A 26,220-nucleotide genomic window follows, 5' to 3' on the forward strand; every position below is an offset into this window, starting at 1 on the left:
GTTTAATGGTTATAAGTTAAGCATAAGGCAGTGAGATACATCATTTATTTTGACCAATGGAAAAATCGCCATATGATATTGTTTGTAGAACTTGTTTTTTAACTTCGGAGAAATCAAAATCCATGAAAACCAGCCGCCGTCAATTTATCCAACAAACCGCCCTATCGGGATTATTTATGAGCATCGCACCTTCCCTTTCATTTGCTGAGCACCAAGATTTGATTCTTGGCCATGGAGACTTCAAGTACAAGCTTGATCCAAATTGGGGAAACTTGGATCCAGCCAAATATCCCGTCATCAACTGCCATGAGATGGTGATGGACAAAAAGAAAAGGATGATCATGGTAACGGACGAACCCAAAAACAACATCCTGATCTATGACCAATCCGGAAAACTGCTGGATTCCTGGACGCTCAACTTGCCCGCGGCCCACGGTTTGAGTATTTGCGAAGAAGGTGGAGAAGAATTCCTCTGGATCGTAGACAATGGAGGCAGGGTCATCAAGACTGACCTCAAGGGAAAGGTCATCACGGAGATTCCTTCCCCTGTCAGCGCTGGAATCTACACAGACAAAATGCGCTGGGTGCCCACAGAAACCTGCGTAGCACCCAACGGGGACCTGTACATTACCGATGGATACGGTTCACAATTTGTATTGCAATATGATGCCAAGGGCAATTTTGTCCGGAAATTCGGCGGAGACGGGCATGGCGACGCCCAATTCAAAACAGTGCATGGGATTGCTGTGGATACCAGAAAAGGCGGCAAACCGACCTTGCTGTGCACCTCACGCGGACACAATTCATTCAAGCGTTTCAGCCTGGAGGGAGAATATATTGAGACGATTTTCCTGCCTGGGGCATTCGTCTGCAGGCCAGTAATCCACGGCAAAAACCTCTACGCCGGCGTCTGCTGGTCCAGGGCGAAATACCTCGAGCTGATGGACAATTCCGGATTTGTAACCATCCTCGATGAAAACAACAAAGTAGTATCCAACCCAGGCGGCACTGCCCCAAAATATATCGACGGCGAATTGCAGCTGATGATCCAAAAGGAGCCGGTTTTCAAGCATTGCCACGATGTCTGCATCGATCAGGACGAAAACATCTACGTCTGCCAATGGAATGCCAGCCGGAGTTATCCGATGAAGTTGGTGAGGGTATAATGAGAGGGCAGTGGGCAGTCGCAGTAGGCAGCATGCACCCTACCTTTCACTTTATAAAAAAAATTGAGTGATCTCTGCCAACTGACCACTGATCTCTGCCTGCTACCTACCCAATCCCCTCCAATTCACTCAATTCGAGCCAACGCATTTCGAGGTTCTCAACCTCATGATCGATCGCAACAATGCGCTTTGACCAGTTGGTCATATCAGCGGGGCCACCGCTGCCAGCCTGAATTTTCTCTACCAATTGATCTTTTTCGCGCTGAAGGGATTCTATTTTGTTGCTGGTTTCCTCAAATTCCTTTTTGTCTTTGAAAGTCGCCTTTGGTTTTGACACGGATGCAGCTTCAACCTTCTTAGGTTCAGGCGCCTTCACTTCCGGCTTTTCAAGCTTTGGGGCTAGTTTTTGTTCTTTTTCCCACTCCCTGAAATCGGTATAGTTACCCGGAAAATCCTTGATCTTGCCCTCCCCTTCAAATACAAACAAATGGTCCACCAAACGGTCCATAAAGTATCTGTCGTGGGAAACGATCAGCAAACATCCGGGAAAATCATCCAAAAACTCCTCCAAGGTATTGAGTGTCATGATGTCCAGGTCATTGGTAGGCTCATCGAGGATCAGGAAGTTGGGATTTTTGATCAAAACCATCAGGAGCTGTAAACGCCTGCGCTCTCCACCACTCAGCTTCTCGATCGGTGTAAACTGCTGTTTTGGTGGAAAACCAAACTTGGTTAAAAATTGCGAAACAGAAATCGTGCTTCCTCCCGCGATGGTAACTACTTCGGCAACGTCCTTTACAATGTCGATCAGCCGCTTGGACTCGTCAAACCTGTCCTCTTCCTGTCGGTAATAGCCGATGGCGGTGGTCTGCCCAATGGTTACTTTCCCTAGATCCGGCTCCAACAAGCCCGTAATCATATTCAGAAAAGTGGTCTTTCCGGCGCCATTTGGGCCTACAATTCCGATTTTGTCGCCTTTTTTAAAAATGTATGAAAAATCCTTGATGACTGGCTTGCCGTCGAATGACTTTCCCAATTCGTCGATTTCGATGATTTTATTACCCAACCGCTGGGTGGTCAGTTTCAGCTCAATTTCGCGCTCCTCGCGCTTTTGGAAGGCCTTCTCTTTGGTTTCCTCAAAAGCGTCTACTCTGTATTTCGCCTTCGTACCTCGGGCTTTTGGCTGCCGCCTGATCCATTCGAGTTCCTTTTTGTAGAGGCTCTTGGCTTTGTCAATTTCGGTCGCTTCGATCTCCCGGCGCTCGGCTTTTTTCTCCAGGAAATAGCCATAATTCCCCATGTAGCGATAGATCTGACCATTATCTAGTTCGAGAATTTGGTTGGTGACCTTCTCCAAGAAGTACCGGTCGTGGGTGACCATCAGTAGCGAGAGATTCGCGCGGGAAAGGTAGTCTTCGAGCCACTCGATCGTCTCCAAATCAAGGTGGTTGGTAGGTTCGTCCAGTAGTAGCAAATCCGGCTTTTCCAAAATAGCTTTTGCCAAAGCTACCCGCTTGCGCTGACCGCCTGAAAGGTTTCCCACAGGCTGTTCGGTATCCTTCAGTCCCAATTTCCCCAAGACCTCCTTGACCTCGTATTCATAATCCCAAGCCTGCATGGCGTCCATTTTTACCAAGACCTGTTGCAACAGATCGCCGTTGTCTTTGCCCATTTCGGCATCTAGCATGACTTTGTGGTAGGATTCGATCAGGCCCAAGATTTCATTGGTACTGCCTTCGAAAATGGTTTGGTAAATGCTCAAATCGGCAGCAAAAACCGGGTTTTGGTGGACGTAAGAGACTTTGATCTGTTGGTTGATGCTGAATGTGCCGGAGTCCGCGACTTCAAGGCCCATGATGATTTTCATAAGCGTAGACTTGCCGGCCCCGTTGATGCCGACGAGGGCGATTTTTTGGCCTTGATCGATGCCAAAGGATATATTCTGGAACAACTTCCGCTCCCCAAAAGACTTACTGAGATTTTCTACCGATAAATAATTCATGCCGCAAAGATAGACGGATAAGTATTGGGAAATTGGGGGATTGGAAAATTGGAAAATTAAAAATAGGAAGAATGTGGTGGATGAAAGGTAAAGGCCTGGGTTGCTTCCAGGTGATATTACTCAAATCTCATGTCTCACATCTCACTTCTTCCGCAAGATATCCTTCACAATCTGCTCCGCATGGACGATGGAGTTTTCAATAAAAAATTCCCGGGTATTCAATCCCCCGCAGACAACACCCGCAAGGTAGACGCCAGGCACATTTGATTCCTGATTCGCCTGGTCGTAGCAGGGTTGACGCCTTTCATCCAGACTCAGTTCGACACCCAATTGGTCCAAAAGCGCAAAATTGGGCACATACCCGGTCATGGCAAGCACAAAGTCATTTTCGATGGCAACCACACCCTCGGGCGTTTGGATCAAAACTTCCTTTTCCCGGATTTCAACTACCTTCGAATTGGTGAAGGCCTTGATGGAACCTTCCTTGATGCGGTTTTCGATATCGGGCCTGACCCAATACTTGACGTTGGGATCGACACTATCTCCCAACATGACCATGGTCACTTCTGCGCCTTTTCGCCAAGTCTCCAATGCCACATCGACTGCGGAATTTGCCCCGCCGACGACCAACACTTTCTGAGCGATATAGGGCCAGGGTTCTTTATAGTAATGTGTGACCTTGGGCAAATCCTCGCCCGCCACATGCATCAGGTTGGGCAGGTCATAAAATCCCGTCGCAAGAATCAAGTTGCGGGAAAGGTAGCTGCCTTTGGAAGTGATGATTTCAAAGAGGTCGGCTTTTTTGGAAAGGGTTTTGACTTCCTCGTACAGGTTTACACGAAGTTTCCAAGTCATGTACACACGGCGGTAATACTCCAAGGCCTCGTTGCGGGTGGGTTTGTGGGAAATGGACATGAAAGGAATTCCGCCCATTTCGAGCTTGTCGGAGGTAGAGAAAAAAGTCATGTTCAGGGGATAGTTGAAAAGCGAATTGGTCAAGACACCCTTCTCAACGATCAGATAATCCAAGCCTGCCTTTTTACATTCGATCCCGCAGGCAAGCCCAATCGGTCCGCCCCCGACGATCAATACATCCAAAACCTTTTCCTGAACCTCGGTTTCCATAGACAGTAAACACCCCTAAACCTGTTTGTGTTCGAGCATTTGGAAGCTCAGCGCTTTCTCCTCAGATCTGTTTTCCGCTTGGAAATACCGGATTTCGTTCATTTCTACATTCCCGTCATGGTGCCAAAGCAGTACCGTGGTATTGATGGTGCCGTAGTAGTTGCCGACATTGATAAACTGTGCTGAAAGCAAGCGCTCCTGCTCCAAAGTAGCGCCAGTACTTGGTAATTTATCATCCGATTCGAAATCCCGAGACAGGACAACCTCACGCAATCCAATCGGGTCAAACTGCCGGTGTTCAATTTTCTGGGCCAATTTTTCTTTCGCTTCCAACAGTTTGCGCCAGGGAGTCTCCAAGAGTGCATTGCTGAGGCCATACAGGCCAAAATCCAGGCGGTGGATTCCCTCTTGTTTGTTGGAAAAATAGAAAAGCTCATCCCCCTCCCCTACGAGGAGGTTGAACCCATCGTATTCGTCCTTTTCGGACTGGATTTTCTCCAAGTAATCCTTTGGATGATCCTTTCCCTCGAGGAAGTTTTTCACCAAATCCCCGCGTGATTTATCGTATTTATTCTTGTTGCGCAGGTCGCGGTAATTGGTCAAAGCGGCAAAGCGTCCACTTGGATGGATACCCAGCCAAGTGCCGCCCGCGCGGATATCCTTGCCGGCGTAGAATCCAGCCTCCCATTGGCGCAAGGATTCGGTGGGCCTTTCGAAAAACTCGTCCCGGTTGGCGACCAAGATGAGTTTGTACTTTGGATGATTATTCCAGTTAAATGCTAATAGACACATGGCGCGCAAGATACGAAAAGAGGCTTTAGATTCGAGATACGAGACTGGAGATTTGAGACATGATACTTTAGGTTTGGGACCCGGAATTGGTGGGGACAAGAGCGCACTGTTTTTGTTCTTTGGGTTTCAAAGTCCGCATTTATCTTTAACTTTTGGATCGGAAACCCTTTTCTGCGAACATGGACACAAAACCAAAGCCGATTTTTGACAAACGTATTTTCTGGGATGTGGCGTTTGACCAAATAGACTATGACCAGAAATCCGCCTTCGTCATCACCCGGGTATTTGAACGGGGAGATGTCGAAGATATCAGAAATTGCAGGCGATATTATGGCGATGACCGGATTAGGGAGGTACTTCTTAACGCAAAATTCCTACCTGAAACACGCATGTACCTCGCCGCGGCTGTAATCGATCGAGGGATAACTGATTTCCGATGCTACAAACTCAGACAGTCGAACCCGGAACTTTTTCCATACTAGTCGAACTAAATGAAATTCCTGCTCTGAAGGAATTTGCATTGGTTGGAGGCACTGCATTATCCCTTATTTTTGGCCATCGGATTTCCGTGGACCTAGACTATTTCTCCACTTCAAGTTTTTCGAATGAGGATGTCATTGTTGCGTTGGAAAAAAGATATGGACCTGCCTTTGAAATGGAAAAAAAGCCTCCGCATTTCGGAATATTTTGTTTTATCAAACATACAAAGGTAGATATCGTCAGGCATCCACACCCTTTGATCAGACCGATTCATACAATCGAGGGCCTCCGCTTCTTCTCCTTAGAAGATATCGTAGCGATGAAAGTGCAGGCAATATTGGGAAGGGGGAAAAAGAAGGACTTTTGGGATATCGCCGCGCTGTTGGAACGTTTTTCGGTACGGGATTTTGTGGAGTTCCATCGACTAAAATTCAAAACCAACTATATGGATATCTCGACACCAGAATCATTGACCTATTTTGCCGACGCCGAAGAAGACCAAGATCCCATCAGCCTCAAAGGGCAGACTTGGGAGTCGGTAAAGGATTTTATCCGGGGAAAAGTAAGAGAGTATCTTCTTTGAGCCAACTATTGCTTTATCATTATTTTAACATCTTTTTACGAAAAAAATCGTACCCAATTCTTGCATTACGATGCACTTCGTATAACTTTGTACGAAACGAATCGTATTAACCACTATGCAAGCCAAACCAACAGAATCCGAACTGGAAATCCTCTCCATCCTTTGGGAGTTGAAGACTGCCACGGTGCGGGATATCCACGAACGCCTCGCCCTCACCAAGGACACCGGCTACACGACCACGCTCAAAATCATGCAGATCATGCATGCAAAGGGACTCCTCCTCCGCGACGAGCAAAACAGGACCCATGTGTACCGTCCGGCCGTGGACGAACAGGTTACCCGAAAAGGTCTCGTGAGCGATTTCGTGGCCACGGCTTTTGGCGGAAGCGCAAAAAACCTTGTGATGCAGGCCTTGGGACAAGCCAAACCTTCCCAGGAAGAACTCGATGAAATCCGCGCATTTCTCAACCAACTCGAAAAGGATCAATGATGGAAACGCTCCAAAATCTCGTCCCTGAGAGATATCTATTTGCCTTGGGTTGGATGATCGTCCACGCCATCTGGCAGGTCGCAGGTGTTGGCCTGCTGCTTTGGGTTACTTTGCTTGCTTCCCGACAAAAATCAGCTGCATTCAAGTACCGACTGAGCATTTCAGCACTTGTGTTGATCTCTATGTTGGCTTTGGGAACTTTCATCTATTCTATCCCCGAAGCCGCATCCACGACAGCGGATATGAATGTGCTATCTGTCGCAATCGACAAATCGACTGAAACCAAGGCCGAATACCTCCTTGCAGCGCCCTCCGACTGGATGATCGTTTCCAAAAGGATCGAAAACTGGATCCCGACATTGGTGCAAGTCTGGTTTTTGGGTGCCATGCTGTTTTTGGTAAAGCTCGGCACCTCCCTTGCCGATATCAGGAATCTACGGCATAAAAAGCATGAACCTGCCGATCATATATGGCAGGAAATTCTCGAAAACCAATTGCGCTCCCTTCGTTTGGGAAGTACCGTAAAGCTGCTGAAAAGCATCCATATCGACATGCCTATGACCTACGGCGTGTGGAAACCAGTCATCCTGATTCCTGCAGGGCTATTCTTCCAGCTTTCCCCCCAGCAACTCGAAGCGATCATTGCACACGAACTCGCCCATATCAAGCGGCATGACTACCTCGTCAACCTGTTGCAATCCTTTTTGGAAATCGTGTTCTTTTTCCACCCGATCTTCTGGTGGATCAACAAAATCGCGAAAGAACAAAGGGAAAATGCCTGCGACGACCTGGCCATCAAGATGGGCATAGCACCCAAAGATCTGGCTTATGGCCTTGCCAATGTCCTGAACCATGCGAAAAAACAAAGTCCCGAAATGGCGATGGCCGCCACAGGGAGACCCAAAAACCCGACACTCGACAGGATCAAGCGGATCATGGGAATCAAACCTACTACTTCACAACCAACTACTTTAACCACAATGACGATGATGACAACGCTGATGCTTGGCGCCACCCTACTGGTCGGCGCAAGCGACAAGACATCCAAGGAGTCTTTTGATGACCTGATGGCTACCGAATTGAACCTGACCACAATAGAGGGAGACTGGACCAGCCAATATACATCGGCAAAAAGTGACACGATCCCGCCAAAAGATTCAGTGAGGGTCTATTTGGATTGGGACAAAATGAGCCCCGAACAGCAGGAGAAGTTCAAAAAGGAAATGGAAGCATTCAAAGACATGGGGGTCTTTTTCAAAGACATGAAGCCCCTATTCGAAGGATTGGCGGATATGGGTGGTCTCTTTAAGGAATTTCCGGTAGCGCCATTTAGCATTGAAGGTGCTCCGATTCCCCCGTTTGAGTTTTCTATGCCGCAAATGGAATTTGAAGCGCCACTGGTCCCCTTGTTCGATATGAGTGATATGCCGCAAATGGATTTTGATTTTGCACCAGCGATTGAATTCCCCGCAGACATCTACTTTTTCCCCGATACTGCCAATGGATTCGGGTACTCTTTCCAGTACAAGTTTGACACGACCAAAATGTCCAAGGCCGAAATCGAAAAGAAACGGGCTGAAAGGCAGGCGAAATATGCGGATTACGAAAAAAAGGTAGCCGAAGCGATGGAAAAATGGAACGAGGCCAACAAGGAAAGGATCGAAGAATGGCAAAAAAAGAACGAAGCTTGGGAGAAAGAACTTGCTCCCAAGGTCGAGGAATTCCAAGCGAAAATGAAGGCATGGGAGCAAGAGAATCAGCCACGCATCGAAGAATTTCAAAAGAAAATGGAGGAATGGCAAAAAGCAAACCAACCCAAAATGGAGGAATTCCAGCGAAGAATGGAAGCCTGGCAGCAAGAAAACCAAGTCAAAATGGAGCAGTTTCAGCGCAAGATGGAAGCTTGGCAGCGTGAACACCAGCAGCAGTTGCAGGAACTCCAACGGACACTACAGGAATCAACCAAAAAAGGGGGCAATTGAGCCCCCTTTTTTGTTCGCTTTAGTGTCGAATACCATCCAACAAATTTTACCGATTCCTACATTTCCCAACCGCTTCTGACCGGCTCCTTGATATACTGGTCGGCATCCGGAATTCCTTTCGCTTTCATATTGTCATAATCCCATTCGATGAGCTTTCCTCCCAACCTGAGCGACAACACACCCAAGAGCGTAATCTCGGTCAATCTGGAACCATATTCGAAATTGGCAGAAGACTGTTCTTTGTTTCTAATCGCATCAATCCAATCCTGAAAATGACCCTTTGACCTTGTCAGGCTGGGTTTCGGAACTTTGATATTGTTGCGGAAAGACTCCGGAAACACTTGGGGCTTGCGATTGCTTCCATCATTGATGATAATCCCTTTGGTACCCACAAACATGGATGCCCTTGCCGGATACACATAACCTTTTGGTAAAGCCGGATGCAGGTCTGGCCTCAATCCTCCGGAATACCAGGTGATTTTCATGGCTTTCTGCTGGCCATTGGCAGAAAAATTGAAATAACCAATTTCTCCATAAGGGGCAATTTTCCGGTCGGAATAGCCTGCCGGAAACACCTGCACGCTATCAGGACTTTTAAGATCAAATGCCCAAGTCACCGCGTCTAGGTCATGGCAACCAAAATCCCCCAAAGCACCGCAGCCATAATCCCAAAAATCCCTCCAGGTAACGGGTACATAGTCCTTGTGAAAAGGCACCATTTCCCTTGGACCTATCCATTGATCCCAATCAAAACCAATGGGCATGGTGCTTTGGCCCTGTGGCAAACCCCTCAATCCGGGTAACCAACGGCCCGCAGGTACCCAAGCATGACATTCTTTGACTTCCCCGATTACTCCCGCACGGAGGTACTCTACCGTTTCACGGATTCCGTCAGCCGAGTGGCCCATATTTCCCATCTGAGTCATCAAACCCGTTTCCCGGGTAACCTTCGCAACTTCACGGGCTTCCCAAATATTGTGGGTCAATGGTTTTTCGCAATAGACGTGCTTGCCCATTTTCAAAGCCATCAGGGCAATATAGGCATGGGTATGGTCAGGCGTAGAGATGACGACACCGTCAATGTCGGCGGAGTTTTCCATCAACTTGCGGAAATCCGTGTATTGGGCGACCCTTTTGCTTTCTCCTTTGGCATCATTGTGCGCCTCAATCAGGGCGGCGACCGGGCCTCTGCCTGCCTCTGAGCGATAATAGAAATCAGCCAGGTTCCAGTAGTAGGCTGGATCTGCCACAGCGGCAATGTTGACGTTTTCCACTTTCAAAAAATCCTGGGCATTCTGCTTGCCTTTTCCACCGGCGCCGATGATAGCCAAGTTGACTTTATCACTTGGCGCGGTGTAGCCCGGCCCACCGATCACATGTCGGGGCACAATCATCATTCCTGCGCCGCTGAGCGCAGCTGCTTTTACAAAATCTCTTCTGGAAACGGGTGGTTTTTCGTTTTTCATGGTCATAAGGGTTCAAAAGGTTTTCTATTTCAATTTGGCAATCAGCTCCTTCATCAACTTAAACGCAACCATAGCTGTCATCTGATGATGGTCGCGAATCGGATTGTATTCTACCAAATCTGCTCCGATTACTGGCACTTTGACAGCCAGGAGCAAATCCAGCAATTGCCGGGTGCTCATTCCTCCTGGCTCATAATGCGAAACGCCGGGCGCAAAGGCAGGATCCAAGACATCAATATCCAAGGAAATATACAACGGCCCATCCAAAGCTGAAACGAACTCTAAACTGAAGTCCTTCATTTCGACGATCTTGACCTTGTACTTGGCCGCCTGTTCCCGCTGATGCTGGGTCAAGGTCCTTATGCCCACTTGGGTAAGGGACTGCAGCACACCTTTCTCCAACAATCTCGCAAAGGGCGAAGCATGGGAAAACGGATTGCTCTCGAAATCATGATATAGGTCTCCATGGGCATCCAACTGCAATACATGCATGGGGCCATGTTTCAAGGCATGGGCTTCTATTACGGGATAAGCGATCGAATGATCTCCTCCCAAACTCAGCAGTTTGCTTTCGTCCGCTATGGCTTCGCCGACATATCGTTTGATTTGCTCATAGGCCTTTTGGGAATCCTGGCTGGCAAAAGACAAGTCACCCAAATCCTCATAATCCCTTCCCGCAATGATTTCCTGCCCTTCCTCGGTATAGTTGTTTGCTGATCCTTCCGCAGCCATCAGGCGAATTCTTGGTGGTGCCAAATAGGGGCCCCTCAGGAAAGAACTATTGCTATCAAAAGGAATTCCTAAGACCTTGATCATGGTTTGATTTTTACAGGTTTCAGTTCCTCAAAGAAAATGTCGTCGTTTGGCACCTCGAAATCCATCCCAATAACCTGCAGTTTACCATCCAGGTTGAACTTTACAATCCCGAAGCTGAACCAGGCATGTTTCTCGTCCCACAGGATTTCAAAGGTATCATAGTGCCAATGTCTAAGCGTCGCATTCAATCGTGGCGAATCGGCAAACAGCAGCCTCAAGTTTCCGTCCTTCTCCTCGACGCTGATTTTGCCATAGATATCCGAATGGTAGGTTCCTGCATACACGTTTGAAGGATGTGTCTGCTTGGTGCCCGTAACCTTGGCCTTTTTCAAATCGGCAATTCGGGTATCATTTTTCTCATTCTCATTGGTCCTTTTCAGCATATCGCCCGACCAATCCTTGCTGCCAGTCCCAAGAAATTGGTCCAAAGCATAATAAGTGGCGGCCATGATTGGGCTTTTATGCCCGTTGGTCAGCACCACGACACCCAGTTTTTCCTCTGGGATAAGCGTCACCGCCGTGATCATTCCATCATACCCACCGGTATGCCCGACCATCAGTTTGCCGTGAAAATCACCCACAGTCCAGCCAAGCCCATAGCCGTTGAAGTGGCGCCCAAGGTCGTTTTTGGCAGTGTGGTCAACCGGAAACACATTATGCTGTGTCCAGACAAGGTTGCGGGTAGACCTACTCAGCAAAGTATCTTGCCCGATGATACCATGGTCAAGATTGAAAACCATCCACTTGGCCATATCGTGGACCGAAGAAATGATCCCGCCCGTAGCACCGACATGCTCCCATCCTTCAAATTTGATCGGGAAGTTTTTCCCTTCCTCCCTGCCATGCGGCGTCGTGAAGTTTCCTTTTTTTCCCATATCCGCGATCGTCGTGGTCGTCCTGTCCATACCCAAAGGGGCAAAAATCCGCTCCTGCACCTGTTCCGCCCAAGTCTTGCCACTGACCACACGGATCAGTTCGCCCGCTGTGATGTACATGAGGTTGGAATAGCCGTAGCCCGCCCTGAAGTCATAAGCTTGGGGAAGTTGTCCAGCCATTTTGATAAAATGCTCCGGAGTCGCCTGTGACTTGTACCAAATCACATCCCCACTGAAAGTGCCCAATCCTACCCGATGGCTCAACAAATCCCGCACCGTCACTTGGGACGAAATCCAAGGGTCGCCAAAAAGGCTGAAATACGGGAGGTAATCCTTTACGCGGTCATTCCACTTGAGTTTGCCTTCTTGCACCAGCATGCCGATAATGGCTGAGGTAAAAGCCTTGGAATTGGAGGCAATGGCATAAAGCGTATGCTCATCCGGCTTCTCGGACTTGCCAATTTCCTTGACCCCGTAATTTCCTACAAAAACCAATTTACCATCCTTCACGACACCAATACTCGCACCCGGCACATCCCAATCCTGGACCATTTTCGCGAAGTAGGCATCCAGCTTCTTGGGATCGGGAAGTTTTTGGGCGTATACATTTACCCAGGAAAAAAGAAATAGAAAAGAAATGATCAGGCGCTTGTTCATTAAGTGTGTGGAATCGGTGTCCTGCTAAATTGGCGAAAAAGCGTTGGAAACAAAAAGTGAAATAGAGATCAGCGGCGTGGGAAATGATAAAAAACAAAGGTTGGATGCCAAGCGGAAACCACCGAAAGACATCCAACCGAATTTATTCCCAAAAACGAATTCCCGTTGAATCAGGGATTCAGCCTTGCCAAGATTTCCTTGGCTTCATGCCATTTCAGTCGTGGCCCAAACTGGCTGACGATTTTGGAACTGGCCATGGAGGCAAGTTTCCCGCTGGAAGCATAGCTATGCCCATTGGTAATGCCGTAAAGGAACGCCCCTGCAAACATGTCCCCTGCCCCGTTGCTGTCGATAGCGACGGTTTTGTAAGGTTCGATATCGATAAAGGTATCCCCATCAAAGATCATCGCCCCGTTTTTGCCTTGGGTAATCACGAAATGCTTGGCGGATTTCTTCATTTCTTCCCGTGCTTCCAGGATATTGTCTTTGCCGGTGAAGAGCATCGCTTCTTCCTCGTTGGCGAAAAGCAGATCGACGCTGTAGCCAATCACATCGTCAAATCCTTCCCGAAAGTACTTCACCATCGAAGGATCGGAAAAAGTCAGCGCCACCTTGGTACCCGCAGCCTCCGCAATTCGCTTCGCCTGCATCATCGCCTCTTTGCCATTTGGAGAGGTGATCAAGTAGCCCTCGATGAACAAATACTTGGAGTCCCTGATCGCCCACTCGTTAAGGTCATTGACGGAGAACGTCTGGGTAATGCCCAAAAACGTGTTCATCGTCCTTTCAGAATCACCGGTGACCATGACAAGGCATTTGCCCGTGATGCCCTCCTCGGGCTCTTTTCCTTCGAGACTGTTGTCCACACCTGAATTCTTGAGGTCTTCCAAGTAAAAGTAGCCCAATTCGTCGTTTGCCACCTTGCAGCAATAATAGGATTGTCCACCAAACTGGCTCACCGCGATCACGGTATTGGCCGCGGAACCGCCACATTGCTTTTTCGCCTCGGCGGTGTTGATGACTTTCATGAGTTCGTTTTGGCGGGTTTCATCGACCAGGGTCATGAGGCCTTTTTCCACCCGATTTTCGAAAAGGAACTCGTTCGTTACCTTGAACTCAATATCTACCAAGGCATTTCCTATGCCTGTGACGTCGTATTTTTTCATTGGGAATTAGTTGAATTGTTGATTAGTTGATTTGTTATTGGAAAAAATGCTGACGAATAGAATTCAAGCCGATTTTTCCGCAGATTATGAGAAGATCTTATGGCGCTCAAAGGGTTTTGTCCTGTCAAACAGGTACCTATAAGTATGGTGTGTTTTGTAGATCGTCGCGTTGAGTTGCTCGCAAACCCGCATCATTTTCGGGTTGAAATCCCCAATCCAGTTCATTTCCAAGGTTTCGTATTTGAAACTGCTTTTGAAGGCTATATCATCGCGATATGCCATAATCATCGCACTTTCGACTCCTTTTCCCTGAAAATCAGGAACTACACCAAAAACCAATCCGAGCATCTTTTTGGGCGGATTGAATGTCTTGTGAAAGATGAATTTGAGTTTGCCGATCAGGTCCATCTTGCCGTTGACATATTTGAAAAGCTGATTGATCTCTGGGATATTGATGAAAAACGACACAGGTTCGCCCTTGTAGAATCCAAAATAAATCAACCTCGGATCGATGATCGGCGCCATTTTGGCAAACATCAAGTTCGTCTCTTTCAAAGTCAGTGACTTGCCCATATACTTTGCCCATGCCTTGTTGTAAACCTGCATGAAATATTCCGGAGCCTTGTCCTTGATCTCGCTTTTCTTAATTTGACGAAAAACGAAATCTGGATCCTTTCTGATCGCCTTGGCGCGGTCCTCCATTTTCGGGTCAAAAACAGGGTCCTTCACGCCACGCATGTAGGTAAACTGTTTGAAATAAACCTGGAATCCATAGGATTCGAAGAAATGTTGGTAATAAGGAAAATTCCATGGCATGCCGTAGTTGGGTTCGGTGTACCCATCTACCAACAAGCCCCACCATTTGTCCCTTTCACCAAAATTGACCGGGCCATCCATGGCTTCCATTCCCTCTGATTCCAGCCATTCCTTGGCGGTATCAAACAACAGAAATGCTGCCTTGACGTCGTCAATACATTCAAAAAAACCCACACCACCGGTTGGTTGGGACTCTTTCCATTTTGGGTGCAGAAATGCAGCCACCCTGCCGATGGTTTGCCCCGACTCGTTGTACAGCAGCCATCTTTTAGCTTTTGCTCCTTGTCTGTAAAGCTTGTTTGTCTCGGGATGGAACAGTCCCTCGATATCCTTGTCCAAAGGCCTGATCCAGTTCTTTTCACTTTTGTAAAGCCGGGCGGCCATTTCCAAAAATTCCTTCGCCTGTGCTGGAGTGGTGACTTCCAGAATCTTCATAAGCAGTTGTTTAAACCGTCAAAAATAAGGCAATATTTCAGAAGTCCGACAAGTTGGTTTGTCGGAGAAAAGCTAATAGACCTTTTCTCCCTTATCTACCCAAATGCCCCAAGCGGCATTGTAGGTATGGATTTTTGGTGTCTGCCGATTGCCGGCGTACACAGGCTTGCCCTCATTGACCCAATGGAAAATCCCGCCATACAGATTGTACACCTGCTTGAAGCCTGCTTTCTGCAGCTTTTTCCCAATATCCTGACTCCGCGCGCCGACCGAGCAATACACAATGATGGGTTGGTCTTTGGGGATGTTTTTGACAGATCCCAGCGAAAAAGTATCATAGCCTACCCATTTGGCACCCTTGATGTGACTGACTTCATACTCTTCCTTTTCCCGAGTATCCAACCACACAGCCTTCGAAAATAGCTCCGTTTGATTCAAATAGGCCAAAGGGAAATCGTCATCGTACAATCCGCTGAGCATGGTTTTGTAAGCCAAGCTTTGGGCCGATGCCGTTAAACTGACGAAAAACAAAAATGCCAAGACAGATAAACCCTTTCCCATTTTTACATCTCTTTAAATTCCACCCGACTGATGATATCCAAGGTCAGGTGCAGCATCAAGGTCGCTACCAATACCATTCCGATCGACAAACCCAGCATTCCGTAGACAAACTTGTCCGTGATGAAATAACCGAAAAATCCTGCCGCCACCGAAGGCAGAATCCCAAACAAAATTACCCCTACGACGATGACCGGGCGAATAAGTTTCCGGTCCCAACCTTCATCAAACCCTACTTGGGTAGTAAGGGTAATGGCAAAACCCGTGAGGTAAAAAGCCAAGAGACAAATCGGAAAAAGCAAAATCAAGCCCCAACTCAGACCGGCAATCAACACAGCGGGAAGGATCAAACCTACGCCAAACAAACCAGTCTGGTACAGGTCAAGCTTTATCATGTTGATAAATTTGGAGGTCCAAGTCGCCGGGATAAGGATAAAAAACGGTTTTTTCAGATCGCCCACACTCGTCCTGCCCATCCCGGCAAAGAAATACATCATGATCATCACCCCCAGATATCCATATATAATCTTATGCGAAAACCAATCAAAATTGGACAGGACGGCCATAATGATCGCGATGCCAGCAAAGCCAAGGGCATATAAACCAAACAGCGGATGAAAGTCCTGCCGCGAGCTGTGGACATAATTTCTCCAGTACAAAGCCACCGCACCCGTTCCGAAATCAGGAAGATTGAGTTTCTTTTTCAAATTCAGACTTCCGGTTGACTCCGAGGCTTCTGCCTTTCCCATTGCCTTTTCTTTGACCTCTTCGTTGGATTTGGTGGATTCCAACACGTCTTCATAATAAGCTCCCGCATGTGCGATGACCAAAAACAGGATCAGAAAGAATGAAATGATGTAGACCAAGGAAAAGCCTAGGGGTATCCACACGTTGCCATGGCTGACGTAGGACAAAATGCCCCTACTCCAACCTACGAGCGGGAAGAAATCAAACCAGGGTGAACCAATCCAAGCAAACATGCCCTGCCAAAATTTCTCCGCCATCAATCCTGGAATCATCACCATCAGCGCAAGGACGATTCCGAGGATGAAAATGCCGTTTCGGATATAAGGCAGAATGCCATACTTGGTGTTGAGGGTGTAGATCAAAAAGCGAATCGGGGAAATAATAAAGAAGAAGAACGTAAACCCGAGCGACATGATGATGAGGTTCCATGCATTGAGGTCAAACACGTCGTTGAGCTGCGCGGTACTGTAAAGGATAAAAATCAAGCTCCCACCCAGGGCCGGAAAAATCGACCGGATCATATAATATACGAGCAGATTGGATGGATTTACCGGCGCTGTGAAGACAAAATTGACGTCTGCCATGGTGAAAAAGCTGATATTTTTTTTGGTAGCTCGATAAAGCTGGAACATCAGAAAGGCCAAAGCCAACAGGGTGAGACCTCCCACTACATTTTGCATCGCAAAATCAACCTCCGGTACCTCGCCCGCCGCATCCTGCAGGGTGTCCAGCTGACTGGCGTCCATGTCTTGGCTGCGCCCTCCCCTTCTAAAATAAAAAAAACTGAAATACGCCAACACTGCTGCATAGGGCAGCAAGCGCAGCGGGTTTTTCAGAATCAAACGGATATTGTTGCGGACGATAAAGAAGTCCTTGCGCAACAGAAGCTTAAACTCATTCATCCTTTGTCAATTCTAAAAACAAATCCTCCAAACTCGAATCCCCTTCCGCCCCAAAGTTGCTCTTGAGGTTGGCAAGCGTGTCATTGCCGATGATGTTGCCGTCTTTCATAATCATAATTCTGTCGGCAATGGTCTCCACGCTATCGATCAGGTGCGTACTGACAAGTATGGTTTTGCCTTGTTCTTTCAGGTCCCTGAATACCTTCTTGGTGTTTTTGATCGCCTTGGGATCAAGGCCAATCATCGGTTCATCAAAAAAGAGGATCTGAGGATCAGGAAGCAGCGCACAGCAGATCGATACTTTTTGGCGCATGCCTTTGGAAACGTCCCGGCCCAACTTATCCTGTTTGTCCGACAATTCGTACAAGTCCATCAATGCTTCGGCCTTTTCCTGCCAGTTCTTCACGCCATAGGCCTGCGCAATAAATTGCAGATGCTCCCGCACCGTCAGTAGGTCATACACATGGGGAGTTTCGGGTATATAGGAAAAAAGCTTCTTGGCTTCCACGGTCATATGGTCGTGACCGCCGAGAAAAATCTCCCCCGCATTTTTCCGCAGCAGCCCTACGATACATTTCATGGTGGTACTTTTCCCGGCACCGTTAGGGCCCAAGAGACCAACGACTTCCCCTCCAGCAAGTGAAAAACTGATATTGTTGACGGCGTTTTGCTTTCCGTACTTTTTGACCAAACCTGTTACTTCGAGCATAAATCCACGATTTCGATTCAAACCTAATTATAATCGAAGAAATCGGATAAGAGTTTACATCAGCTCCTTTTTTCTTACATGACCTCCTGCAAAAAATGACAGAAAGAATAACAGAAAACCCCAAGAATTGGGATTAGGGATTTTTTTGGAAAAATGATCTACGGGACTGCGGACAAAATTGCCCCTAAGTACAGGTAACTGTCCAAGCAATAAAATGTGCTTTTCTCCTTTTTTAACCAAATCAATAGTAAAAACAAGGCATCGAAGACGCTCTTTGGAACCCATCGAGGTTAAAACTTACGAACAATGTATGAGTCCCGCGGGTATATCTCCCAAGGCTGTTGGTCGGAAAATCATAGGCATATCCCCCCTTGAAATACTCGCCAAACCTCAAACCTCCCAGCAAACCGATGCTGGATTTATGCTCCCAATTGAACCCGAAAAATGCATTGTTCGAGAAATCAGCAATGACGGAAGTCAAATAACTGGTTGGGGCACCTGTCAGTTTTCTCGCCAGAATGTTTGGAGAGATTGTGACGATATCGCTTACAGGTAAGCGCAAACCTGTCATCAGGAAATAACTCGCATCGCGCACACTGACGCCAAGCTCGAAAGGGTCATACCTGTCAGACAGAAACACACTCGGCGTAGAAAGCCCAAAATAGAAACTTTCCGAAAAGAGGTAGAATCCAAATCCCAAGTTGGGTTGGATCATGTTGAATTGCGTATCTTGAACGATATCTTCATCAGGATCTGAAATGTTCAAGTTTGTGTAATCCATCCGCACCGAATTCATTCCCGCCTTCATCCCAAAAGCCATCCGGAGGTTGGAACTGAAGCGCAGGTAATAGGAGATGTTGGCATTGAACCCTGTTTCCTTTGTAGCCCCAAACTGATCATTGATGAAATCCAATCCCAGGCCAAGGTTACTTTCTTCCCAAAGCCCGTGGGCCGAAAGGTATTGAGTCTTGGGGGCCCCGTCGAAACCCGTAAACTGCGAACTATGGATTCCTATGGCGCTCAGTCCACCACCTGCCCCCGCAAATGCCGGGTTATAAATCAAGGGATTGAAGGTGAAAACCGAAAGCTTGGGATCTATCTGTGCCTGTACTGCGAAAGCAATCGCCAAGTAAAATATTGCAGCAACCGTTATTTTTTTCATGATCATTTCCTTTGGGTGTTGAGAAGATAGAGGTATCCCGTCACGCGGACTGGCAGGGTTGCAGCAGGATTTTTATAAGTCAAGGCATACAGGTAATTGCCAGTTGGGAGCCCAAGTTCGGGCTGCGAAACACCCGGCTGGTTGGATTCACCGTAGAAGAACTTCCCGTCCTTGCCGTAACCGTCAGCTGCCCATACCAGTACTCCATGACGGTTATAGATTTCCAACCGATTTTCTGGGAAAGACTCAATGTTCTTGATCTTCAGGTATTCGTTTTTATTGTTCCCGTCGCGCGTGACCATGTTGAACACTTCCACCTCGCATGGCTGAACAATGGCCCTTACTGCAACCCGGACTGAACTCTCGCATCCACGATTCCCCGAAACGTTCGCCGCATAGTAGGTCTGCCCGTCCTGAAGTCGTTCACTTTCCGAAAGTGGCTGACCACCAGATGGACTGCTGTACCAGCGAATGGTCTCACCCACTGCAAACAGCTTGGCTACTGTGGGCTGGTCGGACTCACAGAATTGCTGTTCCGCGTCCGCCACTGCAGACTGTATCCTAATGATTGAAGCCCTGATTTCCTTTCTGGCACTTTCGCAATTACCGGTCCGCTGGCTCACGAAATAAACTCCTCCATCCTGTATTGGATCATTCGGATTCAGTGTCTCAGGGCCGGAGGCATTTCTGTACCAAACGAGATTAGTGCCGGTCGCCTGAAGTTCGGATACCCTTGCACCCTCGCAGAACTCCTGTTGGGAAGCTCCTCCTGGAATCTGAGGAATGTTGATTCTTACCCTTACTGCAAGTCTTGTTGCGCTTTTACAACTTCCAAGGGTTTGTTCTGCATAGTAGATGTTGCCATCCTGAAGCGGCAGGTTCCCAGCCAATGGGTTTCCACCAGTACCGCTACTAAACCACTGGACTGCTGTACCCGTGGCCTGGAGTTGATCTACAAAAGCTCCGTTGCAGAATTCTTGGTCAGAAAGCCCTGTAGGAGGCGCCACCTGGTTGACGGTCACCTGTACAGCGACAGGCGCACTCTCGCATCCCTCCTGGGTCTGGGTCGCAAAGTAAGTCCTGCCGTTTTCAACCGGACTGTTGGGGCTGAGTGCCGTTGTCAGTTTCTGGTCCGCATACCAACGGACATTTGTGCCGGTGGCTTGGAGATTGCTCACCGTGGCTGCGTTGCAGAAGGCCTGACTTTGCGCCGCAGTAACCTGCGGCACATTGATCACCCTCACCAAAACCTCCCTTCTCGAAGCACTCTCGCAGCCACCTACCGTCTGGGTGGCAAAATAGGTCCTGCCGTCCACCAATAGTGCTGTGTTTGACAACAAATCATTCCCAGTGGCAGAAGCATACCAACGGACATTCTGTCCGGTGATGGCTATATCCGAGATGGATGCGCCGGTACAGAAGGTCTGATTGGCGGAGGCGGTAGGCAAGTCAGCAGAGGATACCGATACTGTCACCGCCAACCGTACGGCACTATTGCAGCTGCCGATGGTCTGCTCGGCATAATAGGTGCTGCCATTTTGAAGCGGAAGATTATTTGGAATTGGGGTTCCTCCGGTAGCGGTGTTGTACCAACGGACATTTGTCCCGGTCGCAACAAGATCCGATACCAGTGCACCAGTACAGAAACCCTGTTCACTATCTCCTTGAGGGGCCGGTACCGCATTGATGGCAACCTGCACAGCAAGGGACGGTCCTTCACATCCTTCTATTGTCTGTGTGGCATAATAGGTAAGTCCATTTTCCAAAGGGCTCGTCGAGGCAAGCAAAGTCGTGAGGCTTTGGTCAGCATACCAACGAATGGCTGTTCCCGTTGCCTGTAGGTTACTTACCGTAGCCGTATTACAGAAGGCCTGACTTTGCGGCGCACTCACCTGAGACACCATCACCACCCTGACCCGAACTGCTCTTCGGGAGACGCTTTCACAGCCGCCGACTGTCTGACTGGCATAATAGATCCTACCGTCCTGTAATGATTCATTGCTTGCAAGGGGGTCATTTTCTGTGGCGGAGGCATACCAACGGATATTCTGGCCCGTGACTGCGATATCTGATACCAAAGCACCCGCGCAAAAAGTCTGTGTCGCTGCTGCGACGGGAATATCTACTGAAGAGACTGTAACCCTCACTGCGAGTCTCGCCGCGCTTTGGCAGTCTCCAATCCGTTGTTCTGCATAATATGTCAAGCCATTCTGCAGCGGCTGTGCACTGGAAAGTGCCGTACCGCCTGTGGCCGCAGCAAACCATTGGATCCCTGCTCCCGAGGCAACCAGGTCCGAGACTTGAGCGCCTAGACAGAACGTCTGTTCGCTTTCACCCTGTGGAATGCTGACAGCATTGACTGCAACCTGTACGGCAAGGGCTGGACCCTCGCAACCATTGATTGTCTGGGTAGCATAATAGGTCCTTCCGTTTTCCAAAGGACTGTTCGGAGTAAGTACGGCCGTGAGACTTTGGTCGCTATACCAGCGGATATTGGTACCTGTCGCCTGAAGATTGGCTACCGTTGATGCATTGCAAAATTCCTGCAGCTGTGGAGCGGTGACTGGAGGGACGGCCAAAAGCGATACCCTGACCTCTTTCCTACTCCCACTTTCACAACCGTCCATAGTCTGGGTGGCAAAGTAGCTTTTCCCATCTTCCAGCTGTGTTTCAGCATCCAAAGGACTTCCTCCACTGGCAACAGCGTACCAAAGTATATTCTGGCCTGTAGCAACCAGTTCTGATACCTTGGATCCGGGACATAGCTCTTGGTTTTCCGTGGCGGTAGGTAAAGGGGGGCCGCTGAGAACGGTCCTAACAGCAGTCCTGTTGCTTTCGCAATCAGCTACTTTGCTCGCCACAAAATAGGTGACATTGTCTGCTACCAAAGTTTCAGCAGAAAGCTCCTCACCTGCTTCCGAGTACCAGATTAGGTCCGTTCCTTGGACCGCAAGGCCAGAAAGGCGTGTGCCTGCACAGATTTCCTGGTTGGCTTCCGCAGTAGGTTGGGTAGGACTGACGAGTTCGACTTGAATACGTAGGCGGGTGGGGTTCACGCAGGTACCGGCCCGGTTTTCCGCATAGTAAAACCTCGAATTCTGCAACAGCGTGCCAGGGGCAATGGGTGTTGTGGAGTTGAGCGTGGGGTACCAGCGAATTTCATCGCCTTCTGCCACCAGATCCTCTACCGTCGCCCCGGCGCAGAATACTTGGCTCTGCTCGCCAGTAGGCGGTTGGGGCTCAAGGATACGGACAGTGACTTCGAGGATTTCTTCAGAGCAAACTATCGTACCACCAAACTGTTCATTGAAAATAAATTCCGCCTTTCCATAGAGAATATCCCCATCCTTTAAAACACCGTAATAAGGTGCTGGAATAGTAAAGTCAATATCCTTGAACCATGAAATTTGACGGTAGCAGTCAATTTCGCGGGTGTATGTACAACGGAAACTATCCTCCCTTTGAACAGAAAAAACAAGATCACTAACATAAGAGACACCACAAAAAGACTGCTCTTCCTTTCTAAAAACTGTTCTCTCCTTTGGCTCACCTACGATTACTCTGATGGATATCCCCTCATTAGCTTGAGCATAATAATTCAGCCATTCTTTGTATGCACCAGCAACCCAACTCTTATAAAAACTCTTAATCCCATTTTCGTCGCTACTTAAATCAGTAGTCCAATGATAGGCGATATTGTTATCAAAAAATGTTCCATCGTAACCACGTAACCCACTTCGAACGAACGAAAGTCCAGAGGAATTATTCGGATTAGATCCTGAATTAATATCGAAGAAAGATGGAACCTTAATCTTATCTCCTATAGAATTACCGTTAAGCGGATAATCAACGAATTTTCTTCCTTCCAATTCAATGGCTAATTCCCCCCAGTCACAAAGAGATGTAACATAGGTGCCCTCCGGTGCCAATCCCCGAGGGTCCAAAAATGCATAGGCATTGTACAGAAGGCCAAGTTCCTCATTAGCAGGGTCATTGTTAAGGTAGCACCATGCCCCTGACCTTGTATTTGCCCAGGCACCAGGGTCTTTAATCTCTGGAATGGGGTCGCCGTTGCGGTAATGCTTCACCCGGAGGTTGCTTTTTATCCAGCGCTGATCGCCGATCACCACGGTTTCATACACATTGCCGTCGATGTCGGTGATGGTTTCCTGGGCAAAGGAATTCGATATGCCAGAGAGAAATAGGGTGAAAAGAATCAGCAGAACAGGAATCGACTGATTGAGCTGTCGACAAAAGGATACACGCATATTATGTTTTTGATTGTTTAAACAATCCTTTAAGTGAGGCAAATGGGCGAAAGGCTTTTAAATATATTAAAACTGCATTTCAAATATTGTTTTTTTGACTTGATGAAACAATACCTACAAAATGGTATTTTTTTACTCAAAAATTTTGTTAAGTCAATCAATAAAAAAGTGTTTTTTGTTATTGATTGGATGACTTCACCTGGCATTTAGAATTAGTAAGAAATCGGCGTAATTACGGGCGTGATTGGGCAGAAAAAACCTTCAATGGGTAGGCATTCCTGATGATAATGAATATAGTGTCAAAAAACGGACGGCTATCTACCTTGGTCTGGTGGTAGGAAGGATGAAAAATCGCCCCGAGTTACTGTTCGCTTTTAAAAAATAGGATACTTACCTGCAACGCACTTTAGCTTGGCCAAAACTTGAAATCCGGAACGCTGTTAGAATCTTGATAAATCGGCCCGCAAATCAGTTCTCGGGCCTTTGGATTTTTAACCAAAAACCCTCAAAACATCAACCCCCATTTCACAAAAAAGCTATTGAAGGCATATTTCTCCGTACGTACGGAGGAAAAGCCGGCCGGTATATTCGAATTGAAAAAAGGTTGAACCCCAGAAAAATCGTAAAAGCCTTCGAAAAAGGAAGCCTCCTGACGCTTGTAGCCGATCGACCAGACAAAAGAATGATTTCCATCCTTGGGTTTCTTCCGAACGCCAATCGAGGGACTGACGAAAATTCCCCCATCAAACCAACTCTCGGACCATTCGGTGCGTGTAGTTTTCTGCAAAATCGTAGAACCGCCTCCCAGGTCCATCCCCGCAAACCAGGTGTATTTTTTGCCTTTTTCCCGAAATCCCCTCCAGCCCAATGCCAAAGGCATGATTTTCAAGCCAGGGTAAGTGTCTATCCCGACAGAAAATCCGACAGCATGGGCCGGGAGAATCTTGACCCCGTGGAAGGTGCTGAAAGTGAAATTCAGTCTCGTGTCAAAATTGTCTTCCCAAGCCTCCACCCTTCCGATCAGCACGCCAAAATCCGTCTGGTTGAAGTACTTCTGCGCTCCTGCATTGGCTACAGAGCTCATGTAAAACAGCAAAAAAAGGATTACTTTCAATTTCATAGCTTCGCCCATCGCCGAAAGAACCTAAACTACGACAGGATTTTTGACTTGGATACAGCTGAGCGGTTTCAGGACCGATGGCGTGCTGTAGTCAAACTGACAAACCCCATCCGGACCAATGACGATGAGCGATTTGGGACCTGCGATAATGTCAACGGACTTCATGGATTGCAGGAATTCGAGCTGATGCTTGTCCACCTCCATCACATCGCTGACATCAAAACTCTTCAGCCCATGCTTGCCTTCTGCCACATAAAGGAAGTTCCCCGTCAAGGAAAGGCCATGGGGATGTAGCATAGGATACGCCTTCAAAAGCGTCGGATTACGAGGGTTTTGGATATCGACGACATGGAGCTCGTTGACGCCATTGTTGCAGTTGACCCCTTTTCGCAAGGTCACAAATGCATGCTTCTCATTAACTACGACAGGATCACAGGCGAGAATATGTTGGTAAACAGCCATTTCCCTTGGATCGCTGGGGATTTTGGCATCATAGATATGCATACCGGTGTTGGAGCCGATGAAGAGTTTTTCTTGAAAAGGGAAAATCGTCTCAATCCCCCAGCCGAGGTCGATATTTTTAAGGTGTTTCGGCAACTTGGCGTCCGCCACGTCAAACACGCGCAAGCTGTATTCATCCACGGCATACAAGTGCCCACTCATCAGCGTAAACCGCGCCATCGATCCCCCCTGTCCATAGCTTTGGGATCCGGGCGAGGCACTCTGGGCACTTAAGTTTACCCTATCCATCATTACCCAAGGCCTTCCCCAATGCCACATCTGGTTGGAATCGGCAGTCATGACTGTATCCTTATAAGTAATGATCACACCGGTGTCGTGGTGATGGTACATGTGCTTGAAGACATCTTGGACCCTATTCTCCAGTTTCACGTTGCGGATGTCATTGATGTCAAATGCCAGCAGATCCACATAACTGTCCGCATAGAGAATCCCCGAATTGATAGCCAAATCCACGTTTCCGTCAATCTTGATGAAGTTTACATTGATCGGGGCGGCAGGATTGGAATTGTCCAAGATATGAATCCCTTTTTGGGGCTCGTTGACAAAAAGATAGTCGCCGTAGATGTAGATTTTACCGGGATTTTCCAATTCCTGCGGCGGTGCCACCACTATGTCCTTTGCCCGGATTGTACTCATTTCAAGATACACGGGGATTACCGTCTTGAAAGTATAGGTACTTGTCACTTCGTCATGACAAGAAGGAAGCACCAAGACCATCATGCCCGCCAGCAGCAGGGACATGAAGCGAAAGAAGGGGGAAGGAAAATAGGTCTTCATGGCAAAATGTTTTGAGGTAAGAAAAACTTCTGAACCCTAGACGCAGCTGTTTTTTGAAGTGCGACAGAAAGGATCGAAAAAAATCCTTCTACCGCGATCTTTTTTTGGAAAAGCGAAGGAAGGAGAAATTTCATCGCTGCAACAAGATCTCACGCAAAAGAAAAGAGGGCTCATCTAGCCCTCCAATTTCCTGATTATTTTCCTTTGGAAATTCTCCAATAGGTGAATGTATTTGTGGACAATTTTATCCGCCAACTCTCCTTGGTCAAGACCCTGATAAATAGGATTGTACTGAATCCGGTCGATGACCATGTCCAGCCAGCCCTTGCCATCATCGATCAGTTCCTCGTTGAAAGCCTCCACGGTTGCATCCCTCGAGCCGGAAAAGTACCCTCTCCCCTGCTTTCGGAAATATTCACCGATGGTCATCAAGGCCATCTCATGTGCGAGTTCGAAGAGGCGGATGACTTTCCGCTGCGACTTGTCATCCTTGTGATTGTGGGAATATTGCCACAGCGCATCATTTAATTCCTGCAAGGCCTCGGAGAAGTCTGCCAAACACTGTTCGCAATTTGGGGCGGTTGTTTTCATCTTCAAGGTCGAT

Annotated in this window: 21 protein-coding genes; 5 read left to right on the forward strand and 16 right to left on the reverse strand. The window is 47.9% G+C overall.

All coding sequences use genetic code 11. From position 1 onward, the window contains the following. Positions 1-122 precede the first annotated feature (122 nt). Positions 123-1,166, forward strand: coding sequence for a 6-bladed beta-propeller (locus L0U89_RS12475; RefSeq protein WP_234861826.1), 1,044 nt, complete (start codon positions 123-125; stop codon positions 1,164-1,166). Positions 1,167-1,272: 106 nt separating this feature from the next. Here L0U89_RS12475 and L0U89_RS12480 read toward each other — a convergent pair whose 3' ends face one another. The 3 genes from L0U89_RS12480 to L0U89_RS12490 all read right to left on the reverse strand — a co-directional run bounded on the left by L0U89_RS12480 (position 1,273) and on the right by L0U89_RS12490 (position 5,085). Then, complete coding sequence (locus L0U89_RS12480; RefSeq protein ID WP_234861827.1) at positions 1,273-3,168, reverse strand: ABC-F family ATP-binding cassette domain-containing protein; 1,896 nt, start codon at positions 3,166-3,168, stop codon at positions 1,273-1,275. A 141-nt stretch (positions 3,169-3,309) separates the two neighbouring features. Continuing rightward, a complete protein-coding gene (locus L0U89_RS12485) occupies positions 3,310-4,293 on the reverse strand; it encodes a YpdA family putative bacillithiol disulfide reductase (RefSeq protein ID WP_234861828.1) in 984 nt (327 codons plus the stop codon). 15 nt (positions 4,294-4,308) lie between these two features. Further along, positions 4,309-5,085 (reverse strand): NRDE family protein, encoded by a 777-nt coding sequence (locus tag L0U89_RS12490; RefSeq protein WP_234861829.1) that lies wholly within the window; start codon positions 5,083-5,085, stop codon positions 4,309-4,311. Positions 5,086-5,264: 179 nt separating this feature from the next. Here L0U89_RS12490 and L0U89_RS12495 point away from each other — a divergent pair, with 179 nt between their 5' ends. The 4 genes from L0U89_RS12495 to L0U89_RS12510 all read left to right on the forward strand — a co-directional run bounded on the left by L0U89_RS12495 (position 5,265) and on the right by L0U89_RS12510 (position 8,620). Next, the gene (locus L0U89_RS12495; RefSeq protein ID WP_234861830.1) at positions 5,265-5,567 is read left to right on the forward strand and encodes a DUF6922 domain-containing protein; all 303 of its coding nucleotides are present in this window, start codon (positions 5,265-5,267) and stop codon (positions 5,565-5,567) included. Next, the gene (locus L0U89_RS12500) at positions 5,522-6,148 is read left to right on the forward strand and encodes a nucleotidyl transferase AbiEii/AbiGii toxin family protein (protein ID WP_234861831.1); all 627 of its coding nucleotides are present in this window, start codon (positions 5,522-5,524) and stop codon (positions 6,146-6,148) included. The genes L0U89_RS12495 and L0U89_RS12500 overlap by 46 nt, the downstream gene beginning before the upstream one ends. Before the next feature lie 115 nt (positions 6,149-6,263). Beyond that, complete coding sequence (locus tag L0U89_RS12505; RefSeq protein WP_234861832.1) at positions 6,264-6,638, forward strand: BlaI/MecI/CopY family transcriptional regulator; 375 nt, start codon at positions 6,264-6,266, stop codon at positions 6,636-6,638. Next, a complete protein-coding gene (locus L0U89_RS12510) occupies positions 6,638-8,620 on the forward strand; it encodes a M56 family metallopeptidase (protein WP_234861833.1) in 1,983 nt (660 codons plus the stop codon). The genes L0U89_RS12505 and L0U89_RS12510 overlap by 1 nt, the downstream gene beginning before the upstream one ends. Positions 8,621-8,676: 56 nt before the next feature. On the opposite strand, the gene L0U89_RS12515 is transcribed toward L0U89_RS12510, so the two are convergent. The 13 genes from L0U89_RS12515 to L0U89_RS12575 form a co-directional block, all read right to left on the reverse strand. Next, positions 8,677-10,086, reverse strand: coding sequence for a Gfo/Idh/MocA family protein (locus L0U89_RS12515; protein ID WP_234861834.1), 1,410 nt, complete (start codon positions 10,084-10,086; stop codon positions 8,677-8,679). Positions 10,087-10,110: 24 nt separating this feature from the next. Beyond that, positions 10,111-10,902, reverse strand: a complete 792-nt coding sequence (speB, locus tag L0U89_RS12520; protein WP_234861835.1) for an agmatinase — start codon at positions 10,900-10,902, stop codon at positions 10,111-10,113. Further along, positions 10,899-12,434, reverse strand: a complete 1,536-nt coding sequence (locus L0U89_RS12525) for a serine hydrolase (protein ID WP_234861836.1) — start codon at positions 12,432-12,434, stop codon at positions 10,899-10,901. The genes speB and L0U89_RS12525 overlap by 4 nt, the downstream gene beginning before the upstream one ends. A gap of 170 nt (positions 12,435-12,604) precedes the next feature. After that, entirely contained in the window at positions 12,605-13,600 is a 996-nt protein-coding gene (locus tag L0U89_RS12530; RefSeq protein WP_008623478.1) for an adenosine kinase, read from the reverse strand. 84 nt (positions 13,601-13,684) lie between these two features. Beyond that, positions 13,685-14,851 carry a hypothetical protein gene (locus tag L0U89_RS12535; RefSeq protein WP_234861837.1) on the reverse strand — a complete coding sequence of 389 codons (1,167 nt, stop codon included), beginning with the start codon at positions 14,849-14,851 and terminating at the stop codon, positions 13,685-13,687. 72 nt (positions 14,852-14,923) lie between these two features. Then, complete coding sequence (locus L0U89_RS12540) at positions 14,924-15,412, reverse strand: rhodanese-like domain-containing protein (RefSeq protein WP_234861838.1); 489 nt, start codon at positions 15,410-15,412, stop codon at positions 14,924-14,926. A gap of 2 nt (positions 15,413-15,414) precedes the next feature. Further along, positions 15,415-17,058 (reverse strand): putative ABC exporter domain-containing protein, encoded by a 1,644-nt coding sequence (locus L0U89_RS12545; RefSeq protein WP_234861839.1) that lies wholly within the window; start codon positions 17,056-17,058, stop codon positions 15,415-15,417. Beyond that, the gene (locus tag L0U89_RS12550) at positions 17,051-17,767 is read right to left on the reverse strand and encodes an ABC transporter ATP-binding protein (protein ID WP_234861840.1); all 717 of its coding nucleotides are present in this window, start codon (positions 17,765-17,767) and stop codon (positions 17,051-17,053) included. Before L0U89_RS12550 ends, L0U89_RS12545 begins: the two co-directional genes overlap by 8 nt. Positions 17,768-18,008: 241 nt before the next feature. Then, the gene (locus tag L0U89_RS12555; RefSeq protein ID WP_234861841.1) at positions 18,009-18,929 is read right to left on the reverse strand and encodes a PorP/SprF family type IX secretion system membrane protein; all 921 of its coding nucleotides are present in this window, start codon (positions 18,927-18,929) and stop codon (positions 18,009-18,011) included. A 2-nt stretch (positions 18,930-18,931) separates the two neighbouring features. Next, positions 18,932-23,197, reverse strand: coding sequence for an Ig-like domain-containing protein (locus L0U89_RS12560; protein WP_234861842.1), 4,266 nt, complete (start codon positions 23,195-23,197; stop codon positions 18,932-18,934). Between the two features lie 505 nt (positions 23,198-23,702). After that, positions 23,703-24,317: a hypothetical protein gene (locus L0U89_RS12565; protein WP_234861843.1), complete on the reverse strand. Its 615-nt coding sequence runs from the start codon at positions 24,315-24,317 to the stop codon at positions 23,703-23,705. 24 nt (positions 24,318-24,341) lie between these two features. Continuing rightward, entirely contained in the window at positions 24,342-25,616 is a 1,275-nt protein-coding gene (locus L0U89_RS12570) for an LVIVD repeat-containing protein (protein WP_234861844.1), read from the reverse strand. Positions 25,617-25,790: 174 nt separating this feature from the next. Then, complete coding sequence (locus L0U89_RS12575; RefSeq protein ID WP_234861845.1) at positions 25,791-26,207, reverse strand: nucleotidyltransferase substrate binding protein; 417 nt, start codon at positions 26,205-26,207, stop codon at positions 25,791-25,793. Between the last annotated feature and the right edge of the window lie 13 nt (positions 26,208-26,220).

It is taken from the genome of Mariniradius sediminis (genome assembly GCF_021491425.1).
Classification (GTDB): Bacteria; Bacteroidota; Bacteroidia; order Cytophagales; family Cyclobacteriaceae; genus Mariniradius; species Mariniradius saccharolyticus.